Here is an 18,668-nt window from a genome sequence, read left to right as displayed (position 1 = left end):
TTCAAGCCTTATGTTGAGAGATCACACATGCGAGTTCCTCGGCGTCGAACGCCCGCAACTCGTAATCGAGGATGACGCTGGCGAGCGCGCACAGGGTCGGGTTGGCAAAAACATCCATCAGCGGCAGGTCGATATCCCATTCTTGCCGGACGCGGGCGATCAGTTGCATCACCAGCAGGGAGTGGCCGCCGGCATCGAAGAAGTGGTCGTGCCGCCCTACCCGTTCCAGCCGCAACAGATCGGCCCAGACCCGCGCCAGCGCCGCTTCGGTTTCGCCCTTGGGCGCGGCGTAGGCGCGTTGCGCATAGGCCGCGCCTTGCGGCGCAGGCAGCGCCTTGCGATCGAGCTTGCCGTTCGCGCTCAGGGGCAAGGCGTCGAGCACGACGCAGGCCGCCGGCACCATGTAGTCGGGCAGTTCGCGCGCCAGCGCCGCGCGCAGCGCTTGCGGATCGGCTGCGCCGGCGACGTAGGCCACCAGGCGCTTGTCGCCGGGGCTGTCTTCGCGTGCCAGCACCACCGCTTCGCGCACGCCGTCCTGGCGCGCGAGATGCGCTTCGATTTCGCCCGGTTCGATGCGCTGGCCGCGGATCTTGACCTGATGGTCGTTACGGCCCAGGAATTGCACCGTGCCGTCGGCCAGCCAGCGTCCCAGGTCGCCGGTCCTGTACATGCGCGCGCCGGGCCTGGCGGCGAACGGGTCGGGCACGAAGCGCTGGGCGCTCAGTTCGTCGCGGTGCAGGTAGCCGCGCGCGACCTGCACGCCGCCGATATGGATTTCGCCCGCCACCCCGGCCGGCACCGGCGCGCCATGGCGGTCGAGCAGGTAGATCGTGGTGTTGGCGATCGGCCGGCCCAGGGGAATGTTGTCGGGCAGGTCGCTGCCCGTGCAGTGCCAAGCGGTGACGTCGACCGCCGCCTCGGTCGGGCCGTACAGATTATGCAGCTCGGTTTGCGGCAGGCATTGCACGAAGCGCCGCGCCAGGGCGCCGGGCAGCGCTTCGCCGCTGCACATGACGCGCCGCAGCCGCGCGCAGCCTTCGGCGGCGCCGCTGTCGACAAACGCCTGCAGCATCGACGGCACGAAGTGCGCGGTGGTGATGGCGTGGCGTTCGATGATGCCGGCCAGGTAGGCCGGGTCCTTGTGGCCGCCGGGACGGGCCAGCACCAGGCGCGCGCCGCGCATCAGCGGCCAGAAAAACTCCCACACCGACACGTCGAAGCTGAACGGCGTTTTTTGCAGCACCGCGTCCGTCGCGTCGATGCGGTAGGCCTCCTGCATCCACAGCAGCCGGTTGACCACCCCGGCATGCTCGTTCATGACGCCCTTGGGCTGGCCGGTGGAACCGGAGGTGTAGATCACGTAGGCCAGGTGCGCGGGCGTCAGGCCCAGTTGTGCCGGGGCCAGGTCGGTCGCCGGCATCGATTGCCATGGCCGTTCGGGGCCATCGAGCCGCACTGCCGCCAGCGCGCCGGGCAGGTCGATGCCGTCCTGGGTCAGCAGCAGCACCGGTGCGCTGTCGGCCGCCATGAAGGCCAGGCGCTCGGGCGGATACGAGGGGTCGAGCGGCACGTAGGCGGCGCCGGCCTTGAGCACCGCCAGGATGGCGACGACCATCTCCAGGCTGCGTTCCAGGCACAGGGCGACGCGCTGCCCGGGGCCGGCGCCGCGCGTGCGCAGGTAATGCGCAAGCCGGTTGGCGCGCTCGTTCAGCTCACGGTAGCTCAGGCGGCTGTCGCCGAATTCGAGGGCAACGGCATGCGGCGTTGCCTGCGCCTGCGCCTCGATGAACTGGTGGATGCACAGGTCCTGGCGATAGTCGCGCCGGGTGCGGTTCCAGCCGCGCAGTACCTGCGCGCGCTCGGCGTCCGACAGGATGTCGATGCGATCGATGGCGCAGGTATCGTCCTTGACCATCCCGGCCAGCAGCAGCCTGAAACAGCCCAGGTGCCGCTCGATGGTGTCGCGCTCGAACAGCGCGCTGGCAAACGTCATCGCACCGACGATGGCGCCGTCGCACTCTTCCAGCTCGAGCGACAGGTCGACCGTGGCGCTCGGGTGCTCGAGGACGATTTCCTTCGTCCGCACGCCATCGAAGGACGCTGCCGCCTGCGGCGTGTTCTGCCACGCGAACATCAGCTGGAAGATCGGGCTGTGCGACAAGGTGCGCTGCGGCTTGACGGCGTCGACCACCTGTTCGAACGGCACGTCCTGGTGACTCTGCCCCTGCAGGACGCACTCGCGCGCCTGGGCCAGCAAGGCGCCCACGCTCGGGCCGCCGCTCAGGTCCAGGCGCAGTGCCAGGGTGTTGGCGAAAAAGCCGATCAGCGGTTCCAGTTCGAGGCGGCCGCGATTGGCAACCGGTGAGCCGATCACCACCTCGTCCTGCCCCGCCAGGCGGGCGCACAGGGCGCCCCATGCCGCCAGCAGGGTCATGAACATGGTGGTGCCGTGCTTGTGCGACAAGGCTCTAAGGGCGCCGGCCAGATCGGGCTCGATCCGTACCGGCACGTTGCGGCCCGCATAGTCCTGTACGGCGGGGCGTGGGCGGTCTGCCGGCAGGGTGACGAGGCCTGGCGCACCGGCCAGTTGCTGCTGCCAATAGGCCAGCTGGATGCGTTGCACCGCCCCGCCCAGCCACTGGCGCTGCCAGAACGCGTAGTCGGCATACTGCAGCGACAGTGGCGGCAGCTCGTCGCCGCGATACAGCGCACCCAATTCGGCGGCCAGCACGCCCATCGACCAGCCGTCGGCGACCATGTGGTGCATGGTCAGCAGCAGGCAGTGGTCGTGTTCCCCCAGCCGCAGCAGGCGGCCCCGGATCGGGGCGCCATGGGCCAGGTCGAACGGCGCCTGCGCCTCGTGCCGGCTCCAGCGTCCGATCGCTTCGTCACCGGCTTGCCCGGCGTCGCGCAGGTCGTGGCAGACCAGCGTGAAGGCGCCAGCGGGCGCAATGTCCTGCACCGGGTGGCCGTCGACCATGCCGACGCGCGTGCGCAGCACGTCATGGCGCCTGACGATGGCGTCGAGCGCGGCCTGCAAGGCAGCCGTGTCGAGCGGGCCGCGCAGGCGCAGCCCGCGCAGCATGTGGTAGGCGGCAGCGGCGCGCTCGCTCATCTGCGCGATGAACCACAGGCGCTGCTGCGCAAACGACAGCGGCGCGCTGGCAGGGTGCTGGCCGGGCACGATGGCCGGCAAGGTGCTGGCGGCCGATGCGCTCACCAGCATGGCGAAGGAGCGCAGCACCGGTTTGGCGAACAGCGCGGCCAGCGCAACCTCCAGGCCGAGGCGCTGGCGCAGGCGCGACGTCATCTGCACGGCCAGCAGCGAGTGCCCGCCCAGTTCGAAAAAGTGGTCGTTGCGCCCCACCCGTTCGACCTGCAGCAGTTCGGACCACAGGTCGGCGAGCGCGCCCTCGACCGGCCCTTGCGGCGCGGCGTACTCGCTGTGCGCGAACGCCGCTCCCTGCGGTGCCGGCAAGGCCTTGCGATCGAGCTTGCCGTTGGGCGTGAGCGGCAGGGACGCGAGCGGTACGTACGCCGCCGGCACCATGTGCTCGGGCAGGACCCCGGCCAGCGCGCGATGCAGCGCGCCCGCGTCGAACCCTGCGCCTGTGGCGACCATGTAGGCGACCAGGCGCTTGTCGCCGCGCCCATCGTCCCTTGCCAGCACCACCGCCTCGCGCACGCCGGGCAGGCGCCCGAGCTGCGCTTCGATTTCGCCCAGCTCGATGCGAAAGCCCCGGATTTTCACTTGCTGGTCGTTGCGGCCCAGGAATTCGATCGCGCCGTCGGGCAGGCGGCGGCCCATGTCGCCGGTCTTGTACAGGCGCGCGCCGGGCGCGCCGCCGAAAGGATCGGCCACGAAACGCTGCTCGGTCAGGTCGGGGCGATTGAGGTAGCCGCGGGCCACCCCGGCGCCGCCGACGTACATCTCGCCGGGCACGCCGTCGATCACCGGCTCGCCGTGGGCGTCGAGCAGATACAGTTGCAGGTCGGGGATGGCGTGTCCGATCGGGCTGGCCTCGCGCCGGCCGGCCAGGTCGGCCGCCACGATTGGCCGGTACGTCACGTGGACCGTGGTTTCGGTGATGCCGTACATATTGACCAGCTGCGTGGCGCCGGCATCGCTGCGCGCGAACCAGCGCGCCAGGCTTGCCACCTCCAGCGCTTCGCCGCCGAAGATGACGTGGCGCAGGCGGTGCGGCTGCGCTCCCTGCTGGTCGATCAGCTGCAGGAAGGCGCTCGGGGTCTGGTTGAGAACCGTGACGCCGCGTTCGCACAGCAAGGCGTAGAAGGCTTGCGGATTGCGCGTGGTCGCATGGGGAACGACCACCAGCCGGCCGCCGTGCAGCAGCGCGCCCCACAGCTCCCACACCGAAAAATCGAAAGCGAAGGAGTGAAACAGGGTCCACACGTCGGACGGGCCGAAGCCGAACCACGGGCGGGTGGCGCCGAACAGGCGCGCGACGTTGCCATGTTCGACCATCACGCCCTTGGGCTGGCCGGTGGAGCCGGAGGTGTAGATGACGTAGGCCAGGCTGCGCGGCGTGGCGCCCGTGTGCTCCGGGTTGTGCGGGGAAAGCGACTGCCACGGCTGCGCCTCGCCGTCGATGGCGAGCACGCTGACCCCGTCCGGAACCGGGGCGCCGGCGTCGCTCAGCATCAGCAGCGGCGCGCTGTCGTGGAGCATGTAGGCCAGCCGCTCGGCCGGATAGGCCGGGTCCATCGGCACGTAGGCGGCGCCGGCCTTGAGCACGGCGAGAATGGCGACCACCATGTCCAGGCCGCGCTGCATGCAGATGGCGATGCGCTGCTCCGGGCCCGCTCCCAGGCTGCGCAGATGATGCGCCAGGCGGTTGGCCCGCTCGTTCAGGGCTGCATAGCTCAGTTCCCGGTCCTCGTACGTCACCGCCACGGCATGCGGCGTGCGCGCGGCCTGGCGCTCGAACAGGCGGTCGATGCAATGCTCTTCGGCGGGCGGCGGCGCTTGGCCGGGGGTTTGGCCGGGGGTTTGGCGGCGCTCATCCGGATCGGCGATGGCGATGCGCCACGCCGGCGTCCGGGGCGCCTGTTCGAGGGCCTCGACCATGCCTTCGAGCGCGCGCTGGAGGTAGCGGCAGATGCGGGCAGGGTCGACCGGGTGCGCGATCTGCACGCTCAGGTCGAAGTCCTGGCCCAGGTCGTCCACCGACAGGCCGAACGGATAGTTGGTGCGCTCGTGCGCCGACAGCATGTCGATGCCGCTGCGCCAGCCGGAATCGTCGTTGCGGTCGATCCGTTCGTTGGCGCTATGGCGGTAATTGAGCAAGGCGGTAAACAGCGGCACGCTATTGGGCAGCGCGCTGCAGCGCTGGGCCAGGGCCAGGGGCGCGTGCTCGTGCTCCATCAAGCCGGCCAGCAGTGCGTGAGTGCGGCGCACGCCATCGTGCACGCTCACCTCGCCCAGCATGACGCGCAGGGGCAGCGTATTGATGAACAGGCCCATGGCGCGGTCGGCGCCGGCGCCGCCCTGCATGCGGCCGAACAGCACCGTGCCGAACACGGCCTCGTCGCGTCCCGTGGTCTTGGCCAGCACCTGGGCCCAGGCCCAGTGAAACAGGCTGGCCGCGCTCACGCCGGCCGCCCTGGCCTGGCGCCGCAGGCGCTGCGCCAGGGCCGCTGGCACGCGCGCGCGCACCTCCGCGATGTTGCCGCCGTCGCCCTTGATGTCGGTCAGGCCGAACGGCGCGGTCGGCTCGTCGACGTCGCCCAGCATCTGGCGGAAGAACGCTTCGTGGTCGCGCGCCCTGCCCTCGCGGCGCGCCTCGGCCACGAAATCGCGGAACGGGACCGGTTCGGGCAACGCATCGGCGCGCCCGGCCTGGATCAGCCCCATTTCCTGGAACATGATGTCGAGGGTGGTGTGATCGAGGATCATGTGATGCATCAGCAGTTGCAGCAGCCAGCTTTGCGATGCCTGGTCGAAGGCGGCAAAGCCGTGCAGCAGCGGCGCCTGGCGCACGTCGAGGCGGAAATGCAGCGGATCGGCCACGGCGCGCAGTTGCGCGGCGGTGTCGCCCGGCCCCAGGGCCGGCATGTCGACCGTGAACTGCGCGCGGCGCCACACCACCTGTACCGGTTCGTCCAGCCCTTCCCATAGCACGGCGGTACGCAGCACATCGTGACGCTCGATGACCTGGCCGAGCGCCGCCACGAAACCGTCCATGCGCGCGCGCGAGTCGAACGCCATGGTCGCCGACGACAGATAGGGGTCGCCCTCGGTCTGCAGCAGGTGGTGGAACAGGATGCCTTCCTGCAGCGGCGCAAGCGGGTAGATGTCCTGGATATTCGCCATTCCACCCGGTACCATGCGGGCGATGCGCTCGATCTGGCCGGCGTCCAGCCTCACCAGGGGCAGCATGGCGGGCGTGATCGCGGCGCAGCCGTCCGGGATGGCATTCGCAGGTACCGCGGCGGCGGCGCCCGCATGGCCGGCGGCGTCGACCGCACGCGCCAGCGCGGCCAGCGTCGGCTGCGCGAACAGGGTGCGGATGTCGGCCGCCAGGTGCTGGCGGCGCATCCGTTCCATCAGCTGCACGGCCAGCAGCGAGTGGCCGCCCAGTTCGAAGAAGTGATCGTGGCGCCCGACGCGGTCGCGCTGGAGCAGTTCGGCCCAGATCGCGGCCAGCGCGCTTTCGGTGGGCCCTTGCGGCGCCTCGTAGTCACGCTGGGCGTACGCCGAGCCGTCCGGCGCGGGCAGCGCCTTGCGGTCCAGTTTTCCGTTGGGGGTGAGCGGCATGGCTGCCAGCAGCACATAGGCGGCCGGCACCATATACATGGGCAACTGGCGCGCCAGCGCGTCGCGCACGGCCTGGGTGTCGACCTCGCCGACCAGGTAGGCCACCAGGCGCTGCTCGCCGGGGCTGTCTTCACGCGCCAGCACCACCGCTTCGCGCACCCCGTCGTGGCGGCCGAGGTGCGTTTCGATCTCGCCCAGTTCGATGCGCAGGCCGCGCATCTTGACCTGGTGATCGTTACGGCCCAAAAATTCGATGGCGCCGCCGTCGAGCCAGCGCGCCATGTCGCCGGTCCGGTACATGCGCGCATCGGGCGTGTCCGCGAACGGGTCGGCCAGGAAGCGTTCCTCGGTCAGCGTCGGCTGGTTCAGGTAGCCACGCGCCACGCTGGCGCCGCCGATGTACATCTCGCCGGCCACCCCCGGCGGCACCGGCCGTCCATGCCGGTCGAGCAGGTAGATGCTGGTGTTGGCGATCGGACGGCCGATGTGGACCACCGGGTCCCCGGCAAGCAGGCGTCCCGAGGTGGCCACCACGGTCGTTTCGGTCGGGCCGTAGTTGTTGACGACCTCGAAGGGCAGAGCGGCGGCGGGCGCCTTGCGCAGTCGGTCGCCGCCGATCAGCAGGGTTCTCAGGCGCGCGTTGCCCTTGCGCTCGCGCAGCAAGGCCACGTCGGCCAGCGCAGTGACCAGGAAGCTGTTGTGCAGGTCCTGCCGCTCCCACCAGTCGAGCAGCGCGACCGGATCGGCGGCGGCGCCGGGCGGCGCCAGGGTCAGCACGGCGCCCATGCACAGGGGCGGCCAGACTTCCCAGGTGCAGGCGTCGAAGGCAATCCCCGCAGTGCTCGAGGCCCGCTCGCCGGCGGCCAGCGGAAAACTGTCGGTATGCCAGCCGACCAGGTTCGCCAGGTTGCGCTGTTCGACCATGACCCCTTTCGGCTTGCCGGTCGAGCCGGAGGTGTAGATCACATACGCCAGGTGCGATGGCGCCAGGCCGCTCGCGGCGCGCCCGGGATCGGCCGCGCCGGCGTCGGCCCACGGCGCCGGCGCCGCATCGAGTTCGAGCACCGTGGCCGTCATCAGGGCGCGGCAGGCCGGCAGCCGTTCCTGCACCGATGCCTGGGTGAGCACCACCTTCGGCCGGCAGTCGTCGAGCATGAAAGCGAGGCGCTCGGAGGGATAATGCGGGTCGAGCGGCACGTAGGCGCCGCCGGCCTTGAGCGTGGCGAGCATGCCGACCACCAGCGCCACGCCGCGCTCCAGCGCCAGCGCCACGCGCGTGTCGGGCCGCACGCCGAGACGAACGAGGTAGTGGGCCAGGCGGTTGGCGCGCTGGTTCAGGTCGCGGTAGCTAAGCGTTTCCCCCTCCGCCTCCAGGGCGATCGCCGCCGGCGATTGCGCCGCGCGCTGCTCGACCAGTTCGTGGACGAAGGCGGCGCCGAACTCGCGCCGGGTGTCGTTCCAGCTGCGCAGCACTTCATGGCGCTGGGCGGCGTTCATCACGTCGATGCGCGATGCCGGCGTGTGCGGTGCGTGTTCCAGCGCGTCGGCGATCCGTTCGAGCGCCGTATGCATGTAGTCGCAGATCCGGTCCGCCGGCACCGGCAGCGCGATCAGGGTACTGAGCCGGAAATCGTGTTCCAGGTCGTCGACGCGCAAGCTGAAAGGGTAGTTGCTCAGCTCCTGCACCGGCGCCATGGCAATGCCCTCGCCCCAGCGGACAGTATCGAGCCCGGCGCCGTGGCGGTAGTTCAGCAGCGACGAGAACAAGGGCGTGCCGGCCGGCAGCGCGCTGCAGCGCTGGGCCAGGGCGAGCGAGGCATCTTCGTGCATGACCAGGCGGGCCAGGGCCGCGTGGGTCTCGCGCACGCTTTCCACGACGCTGATCTCGCCCAGGCGGATGCGCAGCGGCAGCGTATTGACGAACAGGCCCATGGCGCGCTCGGCGCTGGCCCCTTCCTGCATGCGCCCGTACAGGACCGTACCGAAGACGATGTCATCGCGTCCCGTGGCGCGCGCCAGCACCTGCGCCCAGGCGCAATGAAACAGGCTGGCCGGGCTGACGCCCAGCGCCCTGGCCTGCTCGCGCAGGCGTTGCGACAGGCGCGCGCCGAGCAGGCGTTCGGCCTCGCGAATGGTGCTGCCGTCGCCGCGCACATCGGCCAGTCCGAACGGCGTGGTCGGCTCGTCGACATCGCCCAGCATGGCGCGGTAAAAGGCTTCGTGCGCGTCCGCCCTGCCCGCCTGGCGCGCACGCGCGACGAAGGCGCGGAACGGCTCAGGCGGCGGCAAGGCATGCGCGCCGCCGCCGAGGATGGCGGCCGCCTCGCGCAGCAGCAGGGCCAGCGTTGCGTGATCGACCACCATGTGATGCAACAGGAGATGCAGCAGCCAGCACTGGCGCTCGGCGTCGAAGGCGGCAAACGCGCGCATCAGCGGCGCCTGGCGCAGGTCGAGGCGCATGCGGCGCGGGTCGGTGTGGGCGGCCAGCGCGGCTGCCGAGCCGCCCTGCGCAAACGCGAGTTCCCGCAGCGCGAGCGGCGCGCTGCGCCAGACCACCTGCACCGGTTCCGGCAAGCCTTCCCACAGGACGGCGGTGCGCAGCGCGTCGTGGCGGGCGATGACCTGCTGCAGCGCCTGCACGAAACCATCCATGCGCCCGCGCGTGTCGAAGGACCATGCGGCAAGCAGCAGATAGGGATCGCCTTCGCCCTGCATCAGGTGGTGGAACAGGATCCCTTCCTGCAGCGGCGCCAGCGGGTAGACATCCTGGATGTTCGCCGCGCCGCCGGGAACGGCCGCAGCGATCCTGGCGATCTGTTCGGCGTCGAGCCCGATCAAGGGGAGCACGGCGGGGGTATTCGCGGCGCCGGCGCATCGCCCTTGCGCATCTTGTACCGCCAGCGCCAGGTCGGCGATGGTCGGCTGGGCGAACAAGGTGCGGATATCGGCGGCGAGCGAGGCGCGGCGCAGGCGCTCCATCAGCTCGACCGCCAGCAGCGAGTGGCCGCCGAGCTCGAAGAAATGGTCGTCGCGTCCCACCGGGCCGCATTGCAGCAGGTCGGACCAGATGGCGGCCAGCGCCTGTTCCAGCGGCCCTTGCGGCGCCGCGTACGGGCGCTGGGCAAAGGCGCTGGCGGCGGGAGCCGGCAGCTGCGCGCGGTCGATTTTTCCGTTGGGGGTGAGCGGGAGCGCGTCGAGCGGCACGCATGCGGCGGGAACCATGCTGGCCGGCAGGGTGCGCGCCAGCGCAGTGCGCAGCGCGCGCGCGTCGGCCGTGCCGGTGAAATACGCGACCAGGCGCGCAGCGCCGGGGATATCGTCGCGCGCCAGCACCACCGCTTCGCGCACCCCGGGCTGGCAGGCCAGCTGCGCTTCGATTTCGCCAAGTTCGATGCGCACGCCCCGGATCTTGACCTGGTGGTCGTTACGTCCCAAAAATTCGATGTTGCCGTCGTCCAGCCAGCGCGCCAGGTCGCCGCTCCGGTACATCCGCGCACCGGGCACGCCCGCGAACGGGTCGGCCAAAAAGCGCTCCCGGGTCAGGTGCGGCTGGTTCAGGTAGCCGCGCGCCACGCCGGCGCCGCCGATGTACATGTCGCCGGCAATCCCCACCGGAACCGGCTGGCCGTGGCGGTCGAGCAGATAGATGCTGGTGTTGGCAATCGGACGGCCGATGTGGACGACCGGGTCGCCGGAGCGAATGCGCCCCGACGTGGCGACCACGGTGGTCTCGGTCGGTCCGTAGTTGTTGACCAGTTCGAAGTCAAGATCGGCGGCGGGCGCCCTGGCCAGGCGGTCGCCGCCCACCAGCAAGGTGCGCAGCGTCCTGGCGGCGCGCGCATCGCGCTTGACGGCGATATCGGCCAGCGCGGTGACCAGGAAGCTGGTGTGCAGCTCCTGCCGGTGCCACCAGTCCAGCAAGGCAAGCGGGTCGCCCGCCGCATCGGCCGGCGCCAGCGCCAGCACGGCGCCCATGCACAATGGCGGCCAGACTTCCCAGGTACAGGCGTCGAAGGCGATGCCGGCCGTGCTGGAGGCGCGTTCGCCCGGGGCAAGCGGAAAGCTCTCGCAGTGCCAGCCGATCAGATTGGCCAGGTTGCGGTGTTCGACCATCACGCCTTTCGGCTGCCCGCTGGAGCCGGACGTATAGATGACGTAAGCCAGGTGCGATGCAGCCAGGCCGTTCGCGGCGCGTTCCGGGTCGGCGCAGGGCTGTTCCCGCCACGGCGGCGCTTCCGCGTCGAGTGCCAGGACGGCCATTGCGGCAGCCGGCGCGATGCCGTCCATCAGGCGCGACTGGGTCAGCAATACCGCCGCGCCGCTGTCGGCAAGCATCCAGGCGATGCGCGCTGGCGGATAAGCCGGGTCCAGCGGCACATAGGCGCCGCCGGCCTTGAGCACGGCGAGCATGGCGACGACCATCTCGGCGCCGCGCTCCAGGTACAGGGCGACGGTCGCTTCCGGCCCCACTCCCAGGGTGCGCAGGTGATGCGCCAGCCGGTTGGCGCGCGCGTTGAGCTCCCCGTAGCGCAAGGCGCCGGCGCCGGACTCGATGGCGATGGCATCGGGCGCGCCATGCGCCTGGCGTTCGACCAGCTGGTGGACGCAGACGTCCTGCGGATAGTCGCGCGCGGTGGCGTTAAAGCCGGCGAGCACGCGCTGGCGTTGCGCCGCGCCCTGCAGCGGCAGTGCGGACAATGGCGACGGGGCGCCGGCGGCCACCGCCTCGATCGCGGCGGCAAGCGCGCCTTGCAGCGCCGTCACATACGGGAAGTCCAGTAGCTGCCTGTTCCAGTGAAAATCGAGCCGGGTGTCCTCCGCCCCGCCCTGGACCATGACGGCCAGCGCGGCATGTTCCAGGCCCTGACCGAAAGACGCCGGGCCGTCATGGGCAGGCGCGGACGCGTCGGCATCCACGCGCAGGAGCACGTCGACCAGGCGCTGCGCCGCCGCTGCGCGCCAGGCGAGACGGGACAGCGGGTAGCGCGCATGCGCCGCGCACTGCTCCAGGTCGTCGGCAACACGCCGCATGTTGTGGGCGAAGGTAGCGTCGTAGCGCAGGCGGACGTGCACCGGAACGACCGTCGAGAAGCGGCCGAACGCGCGCCGCTGCTGCCGTTCCAGGCCAACGACGATCGCGCCGTCGCCCGCCTGCAGGCGGTCGAGGCACGTTGCGAGGGCCGTCAAGACGACATCGGTCAAGGTGCAGGCATGCTCGCCTGCGCGCGCTTCGAGCCGGGCACGCAGCGCCGGCGCGATATGCCACGACACCGTGCTTGCCGCGCTGGCGTCGGGCGCGCGGGCATTGGGCGCGCGGGCATTGGGCGCGCGGGCATTGGGCGCGAACAGCGGAGCAGGCGGTCCGGGAAAGCGGTCTTGCCAGAAGGCCTGGTCGCGCGCGCACGCGGCCGAGGCCAGATAGGCGTCGTCCGCGCGCAACTGCTCGAGCAAGGGAAACGCGTCCGCTGCCGGGAGCGCGCCGCCGTCGAACAGGGCGCGATACAGCAGGCGCTGGGCGGCGCTGTCGCAGACCAGCGGATGGCAGCGCAACATCCACGTGCCGTCCTGCGCGCTGGACCTGACCAGCAGCAACTCCCAGAGCAGGCTGCCGTCCAGGGCGAACGGCGCATTCCTCGCCTCTTCTATATAGTGCGCCGCGCGTTGCGCGCTGTCGGCCTGGTCCGACAGATCGACAATGCGCAGTGGCGCTTCGGCGGTGGACAGCATATGCGGAATGGGATTGTTGCCGATCAGCACCATGCGCAAGGCATCGTGGGCGTCGACGAGGCGCTGGAGCACGGCGCGCACGTCCGACGGATCGCATGGCCGCGTTAGCGGACAAACCCATCCGCCGCTGCGCGAACCGCGATCGGCCAGATGCGCCAGGTCGGACCAGACTGCTTCCTGTGCGATCGACAACCGTACGGCCGACATGGCTGCTCGATCGCCGGTCTGCTTGTCTCCACTCATCCGTTCCATTCCATTCCTCCGAAGTTGATGCTGGGCAGAAAGTTATCCGCCTTTCAATGAACTTATTAACTTGGGCAAGGCTGAGTACGGCACCATTCATATCGGATAAGTGGTCGCCGATAATCAAGGCAGGTGTGCGAAGCGATTATCCGGGCAATATCCCACGGCGACCTCGGTGGTATTACCGAAGTCATTTCCCGCAATGGTATGATTTTTATTTTTATTAATTAAATGGCGGTGTCATGAGCGCGGCCACTGCTACGGTGGCGTGCTGGCGTGTCTTTGCCCACGAGGCGCACGCTGTGGAAGCTGCATGCGCGAGGCGATTACCTAGCGCCTGCACGCATGACTGGCCAAGGAAGGAGGCGTACGGAAACGAAGGAAAAGTCCCGATGTTCGATATTGTATAAGGCACGACATAAACTCATATCCTATGCAGATGCATTGACAAGCGTAAATATTTTTATGCCAAGGCGGTATAGCTATCAGTTCGCTCAGCCAGAACAGTAAATCAATTATTAAGATTTGTCATTTTATTTTTTAAATTATTCTATATGCATAATAATGATTAAATGAAATTAATATTCGATAGAAAATTTTATTTGCCGATTATTAAGCAGCATTTTCTTTATAATGTGCAGCATCGATTAAACTCAGGAAATTTATCTTATCGCTACGCAGTACGGACGAAAAAAAGCCCCTGAACTCAGGGGCTTGCTTACTGCAAATGCATGCGCCTTCCAGCTCATGCCATCGTTCGTATCATTCCCACTCGATCGTCGCCGGTGGCTTGCCGGAAATATCGTACACCACCCGGTTAATCCCGCGCACCTCGTTGATGATGCGGTTCGACACCTTGCCCAGCAGGCTGTGCGGCAAGTGCGCCCATTGCGCCGTCATGAAGTCCAGCGTTTGCACCGCGCGCAGCGCCACCACGTATTCGTAGGTGCGGCCATCGCCCATCACGCCGACCGATTTGACCGGCAGGAACACCGCAAACGCCTGGCTGGTCGCTTCGTACCAGTTGGTCGGCGCGGCGCCGGCGTCGATGCTTTCCAGCGCCGGCAGGTCGCATGGCGTGTTGCGCAGTTCTTCGATGAAGATCGCGTCGGCCTGGCGCAGCAGGTCGGCGAACTCCTTCTTCACTTCGCCCAGGATACGCACGCCCAGGCCCGGACCCGGGAATGGATGGCGGTACACCATATCGTGCGGCAAGCCCAATGCAACGCCGAGCTTGCGGACTTCATCCTTGAACAGTTCGCGCAGCGGTTCGAGCAGCTTGAGGTTCAGGGTTTCCGGCAGGCCGCCCACGTTGTGGTGGCTCTTGATGGTCTGCCCTTTCTTGCCCTTGCCGGCGCTTTCGATCACGTCCGGATAGATCGTGCCCTGGGCCAGCCACTTGGCGTTCTTCAGCTTGCCGGCTTCGACCTGGAACACTTCGACGAATTCGCGGCCGATGATCTTGCGCTTGGCTTCCGGATCGGTCACGCCGGCCAGGTGGCCGAGGAACTGGCCTTCGGCATCGATGCGCAGCACCTTCACGCCCAGGTTCTTGGCGAACATGTCCATCACCATCTTGCCTTCGTTCAGGCGCAGCAGGCCGTGGTCGACGAATACGCAGGTGAGCTGGTCGCCGATGGCGCGGTGGATCAGGGCCGCCGCCACGCTCGAATCGACCCCGCCCGACAGGCCGAGGATGACATCGTCGCTGCCGACCTGCTCGCGGATCTTGGCGACCGCTTCGCTGATGTAGTCGGGCATGTTCCACTCCGACTTGCAGCCGCAGATCTCGTGCACGAAGCGGCCCAGCATGGCCTTGCCCTGCGCCGTGTGCGTCACTTCCGGATGGAACTGCACGCCATAAAAACGGCGCTCCTCGTCGGCCATGGCGGCGATCGGGCAGCTCGGGGTGTCGCCCATCAGCTTGAAGCCGGGCGGCATGTCGAGCACCTTGTCGCCGTGGCTCATCCAGACCTTGAGCATGCCGTGCCCTTCGTCGGTGACGAAGTCGTTGATGCCGTTCAGCAGCGCCGTATGGCTGCGCGCGCGCACTTCGGCGTAGCCGAATTCGCGCACCAGGCCGTTTTCGACCTTGCCGCCCAGCTGGGCCGCCATGGTTTGCATGCCGTAGCAGATGCCCAGCACAGGCACGCCCAGTTCGAACACGGCCTGCGGCGCGCGCGGGGCGTCGCCTTCCAGGGTGGAACTGTGGCTGCCCGACAGGATCACGCCGGCGGCGCCGTAGTTGCGCACGAATTCGTCGCTGACGTCGTACGGGAATACTTCGGAGAACACGCCGGCATCGCGTACGCGGCGCGCGATCAGCTGGGTGACTTGGGAACCGAAATCGAGAATGAGGATTTTAGAGTGCATGGAGGCGTTTCAGATGGATGACTGGGTGCGTGCTAACGAGGCGTGGAGCGGCCGCCGGACGGCCGCCCCACCCTGCCCAGCGCCAACGGCGCCGGGCCAGGGGTGATGATTACTCCGAACGGTAGTTCGGCGCTTCCTTGGTGATCTGCACGTCGTGCACATGCGATTCGCGCATGCCGGCCGAGGTGATCTCGACAAACTCGGCTTTTTCGCGCAGCTCGTCGATCGACGCGCAACCGCAGTAGCCCATCGACTGGCGCACGCCGCCGACCAGCTGGTAAATGATCGCCAGCACGCTGCCCTTGTAGGCGACGCGGCCTTCGATGCCTTCGGGGACGAATTTGTCGGCCTTGGCCGCCGCATCCTGGAAATAACGGTCGGCCGAGCCGTCGGCCATCGCGCCCAGCGAACCCATGCCGCGGTACGACTTGTAGCTGCGGCCCTGGTACAGGATCACTTCGCCCGGCGCTTCTTCGGTGCCGGCGAACATGGAGCCCATCATGACGGTCGATGCGCCCGCCGCCAGTGCCTTGGAAATGTCGCCCGAGAAGCGGATGCCGCCGTCGGCGATGCATGGCACGCCGGTGCCGGCCAGCGCTTCGGCCACATTGGAAATCGCGGTGATCTGCGGCACGCCGACACCGGCCACGATGCGGGTGGTGCAGATCGAGCCAGGGCCGATGCCGACCTTGACCGCGTCGGCGCCATGCTCGACCAGCGCCAGCGCGGCGGCTGCCGTGGCGATGTTGCCGCCGATGACATCCACGTGCGGGAACTTGACCTTGATCCATTTCACGCGGTCGAGGATGCCCTGCGAATGGCCGTGCGCGGTGTCGACCACCAGCACGTCCACGCCGGCCGCGACCAGCAGCTCGATGCGCTCTTCGTCGCGCTGGCTCACGCCCACGGCGGCGCCGACCAGCAGCTTGCCGAACTTGTCTTTCGACGCGAACGGGTGCTCGTGCGACTTCTGGATATCCTTGACGGTGATCAGGCCGCGCAGTTCGAAGTCGTCGTTGACGACCAGCACGCGTTCGAGGCGGTGCTTGTTCATCAGGCGCTTCGCTTCGGCGGTATCGGCGTCTTCCTTGACCACGACCAGCTTGTCGCGCGGGGTCATCTTGTCGCGCGCCTCGGCGTCGAGCTCTTCTTCGAAGCGCAGGTCGCGGTTGGTGATGATGCCGACCACGGTCTTGCCCTCGACCACAGGGAAGCCGCTGATGCCGTACTGCTCGGTCAGGGCGATCACGTCGCGGATCTTCATGCTCGGTGGAATCGTGATCGGGTCGCGCAGCACGCCGGCCTCGAAACGTTTTACGCGGGCTACTTCGCGGGCCTGGTCCTTGGGCGAGAGATTCTTGTGGATGATGCCGATGCCGCCTTCCTGCGCCATGGCGATAGCAAGACGCGCTTCGGTGACCGTATCCATCGCTGCGGACAGCAAGGGAATGTTCAGGGCGATATTACGGGTCAGGCGGGTCTTGAGGGAGGTGTCGGCTGGCAAGACATTCGAGTAAGCCGGGACGAGCAGCACATCATCGAACGTGAGTGCTTTTTGAAGTAGACGCATAGCATTTTCCTATTGGCGCAAAAGTGAATTATACAGAAGTTCCTGTGCGCCGTCTCATCAAGCCCTCAAAATGCCCGCAAATCCGCCAAGTTCGTTGACACGACGGGCAAATCACGGTGAAATCGGGGATTGATTACTAATGGAAAGATTCAAATGGTCAACCTTATCGGAAAGCGAACACTGCAGCTGCTGGCCGGGGGCGCGCTGATGCTGTTCGCATCCGTGTCCTACGCGCAATATGTGTGGGTCGACGCCAATGGCACCAAGCAATTCTCGGACCGTCCGCCGCCACCGGGCATCCCTGCCAAGAACATCCTCAAGCAGCCGGGCGGCACGGCGGCGCGCGACGCGGCGCCTGCGCCATCGGAAAGCGCGCCCGTCGCGGCCGGGGCCGACGACAAAACGCCGCCGAGCCTGGCCGACCGCGAAGCCGACTACCGCAAGCGCGCCAAGGCCAAGGAAGAGGCGGACAAGAAAGCCAGCGCCGCGAATGCCGCCAAGGCCAACAGCAAGGCCGCCTGCGAAGGTGCGCGCGCCTACAAGCGCAGTCTTGAACAGGGCACGCGCATCACCACCACCGACAAGAACGGCGAACGCTCGGTCATGGAAGACGCCCAGCGCGCCGCCGAGATTGCACGCGCCAACAAAACCATCGCCGAGGCCTGCAAATAAGCCGCACGGGCGCTCCCGCTCACAGCGGCTGCGCCTTTTTCTCCGCCCGCTTGCGGCGCGACTCTTTCGGGTCGGCCACCAGCGGCCGGTAGATTTCAATCCGGTCGCGCGCGCGCAAGACTGTCTCCAGCGGTTTTTTTTTGCCGTACAAACCCACCGGCTGGACCGCCAGGTCGATGCCGGGGATGGCGTCCAGCACGCCGCTCAGGCGGATCGCCTGTTCGATCGTGCAGCCCTGCTCCACCGTCAGCTCGCGCAGGTACGCGCGCCCGGCGGTCGCGTAGCAGACCTGGACCGTCAGTTTCCCGCCCGCGGCGGGAGGTAGCGGATCAGCCATACACCGTCTCGGCGCGCTTGCAGAACGAGTCGACCATGCTGTTGGCAATCACGCCGAACACGGGCCCGATCAATTGTTCGAGTATCATGCTGGAAAATTCATAGTGCAGGTCGAATTCGACCTTGCAGGCATCGGCACGCAGCGCCTTGAAGGTCCAGGTGCCGTCCATGCACTTGAACGGGCCGTCCACCAGTTTCATTTTCATCTGGGTCGGCCGGGTGTTGATATTGCGGGTCGTGAAGCTCTGCTTCACCCCGTGGAAGTGGATCGCCAGGCTGGCCACCAGGGTGTCGTCGGTCCGCTCGATCAGCTTCACGCCGCCGCACCAGGGCAGGAATTTGGGATAATCTTCCACTTTGGCCACCAGGTCGAACATCTGTTCGGCGCTGTAAGCCAAAAATACTGTTTTGTGTACTACTGCCATTAATCAACCGTTTGCTATGATGTTGGGTATGTTGCATCAGTAGTTTAACCGAACCGCGCATTTTAGCCATTTCATGAGTATTGTTGACAATAAAAAAGCATTTCACGACTACTTCATCGAGGACCGGTACGAAGCCGGCATCGTGCTCGAAGGATGGGAAGTCAAGGCGATTCGCGATTCGCGCGTCCAGATCAAGGAGGCGTACGTGGTCGTGCGCGGGGACGAGCTGTTCCTGTTCGGCGCGCACATCAGCGCGCTGGCGACCGCCTCCTCATTCACCCACCCGGAGGCGGTGCGCACGCGCAAGCTGCTGCTGCACCGCGCCGAGGTCGACAAGCTGATCGGCAAGGTTGAGCGCTCCGGCTACACCCTGGTGCCGCTCAACCTGCACTACAAGGGGGGACGGGTGAAGTGCGAGATCGGCCTTGCCAAGGGCAAGAAGCAGCACGACAAGCGCGCCACCGAGAAAGAACGCGACGGCAAGCGCGAGGTTGCCGCGGCGATGAAGACGCACAGCCGCTAAGTTCAGCCTGGCCCGAGGCCG

At 67.6% G+C, this 18,668-nt stretch carries 7 protein-coding genes; 2 read left to right on the top strand and 5 right to left on the bottom strand.

Annotated features, from left to right (window positions below; all coding sequences use genetic code 11):
* Window position 1: 1 nt before the first annotated feature.
* From EJB06_RS04375 to guaB, 3 genes are all read right to left on the bottom strand, one after another.
* Window positions 2-12,712, bottom strand: a complete 12,711-nt coding sequence (locus tag EJB06_RS04375; RefSeq protein ID WP_164557810.1) for a non-ribosomal peptide synthetase — start codon at window positions 12,710-12,712, stop codon at window positions 2-4.
* 798 nt (window positions 12,713-13,510) lie between these two features.
* Window positions 13,511-15,121: a glutamine-hydrolyzing GMP synthase gene (gene guaA, locus EJB06_RS04370; RefSeq protein WP_126072765.1), complete on the bottom strand. Its 1,611-nt coding sequence runs from the start codon at window positions 15,119-15,121 to the stop codon at window positions 13,511-13,513.
* A gap of 109 nt (window positions 15,122-15,230) precedes the next feature.
* Entirely contained in the window at window positions 15,231-16,691 is a 1,461-nt protein-coding gene (gene guaB / locus EJB06_RS04365; RefSeq protein WP_126072764.1) for an IMP dehydrogenase, read from the bottom strand.
* A gap of 153 nt (window positions 16,692-16,844) precedes the next feature.
* On the opposite strand from guaB, the gene EJB06_RS04360 reads away from it, so the two are divergent.
* Complete coding sequence (locus tag EJB06_RS04360) at window positions 16,845-17,363, top strand: DUF4124 domain-containing protein (RefSeq protein ID WP_126072763.1); 519 nt, start codon at window positions 16,845-16,847, stop codon at window positions 17,361-17,363.
* Between the two features lie 19 nt (window positions 17,364-17,382).
* On the opposite strand, the gene EJB06_RS04355 is transcribed toward EJB06_RS04360, so the two are convergent.
* The gene (locus EJB06_RS04355) at window positions 17,383-17,700 is read right to left on the bottom strand and encodes an RnfH family protein (protein WP_126072762.1); all 318 of its coding nucleotides are present in this window, start codon (window positions 17,698-17,700) and stop codon (window positions 17,383-17,385) included.
* Window positions 17,693-18,124: a type II toxin-antitoxin system RatA family toxin gene (locus EJB06_RS04350; protein WP_126072761.1), complete on the bottom strand. Its 432-nt coding sequence runs from the start codon at window positions 18,122-18,124 to the stop codon at window positions 17,693-17,695. The genes EJB06_RS04355 and EJB06_RS04350 overlap by 8 nt, the downstream gene beginning before the upstream one ends.
* A gap of 73 nt (window positions 18,125-18,197) precedes the next feature.
* On the opposite strand from EJB06_RS04350, the gene smpB reads away from it, so the two are divergent.
* A complete protein-coding gene (smpB, locus tag EJB06_RS04345; protein WP_126072760.1) occupies window positions 18,198-18,647 on the top strand; it encodes an SsrA-binding protein SmpB in 450 nt (149 codons plus the stop codon).
* Window positions 18,648-18,668 lie beyond the last annotated feature (21 nt).

Origin of the sequence: Massilia atriviolacea, from assembly GCF_003953935.1 — a bacterium.
In the GTDB taxonomy this organism is placed as follows: Bacteria; Pseudomonadota; Gammaproteobacteria; order Burkholderiales; family Burkholderiaceae_D; genus Telluria_A; species Telluria_A atriviolacea.
The sequence above is the reverse complement of the archived record's forward strand: the minus strand, read 5'-3'. Positions and strand labels throughout refer to the sequence as shown.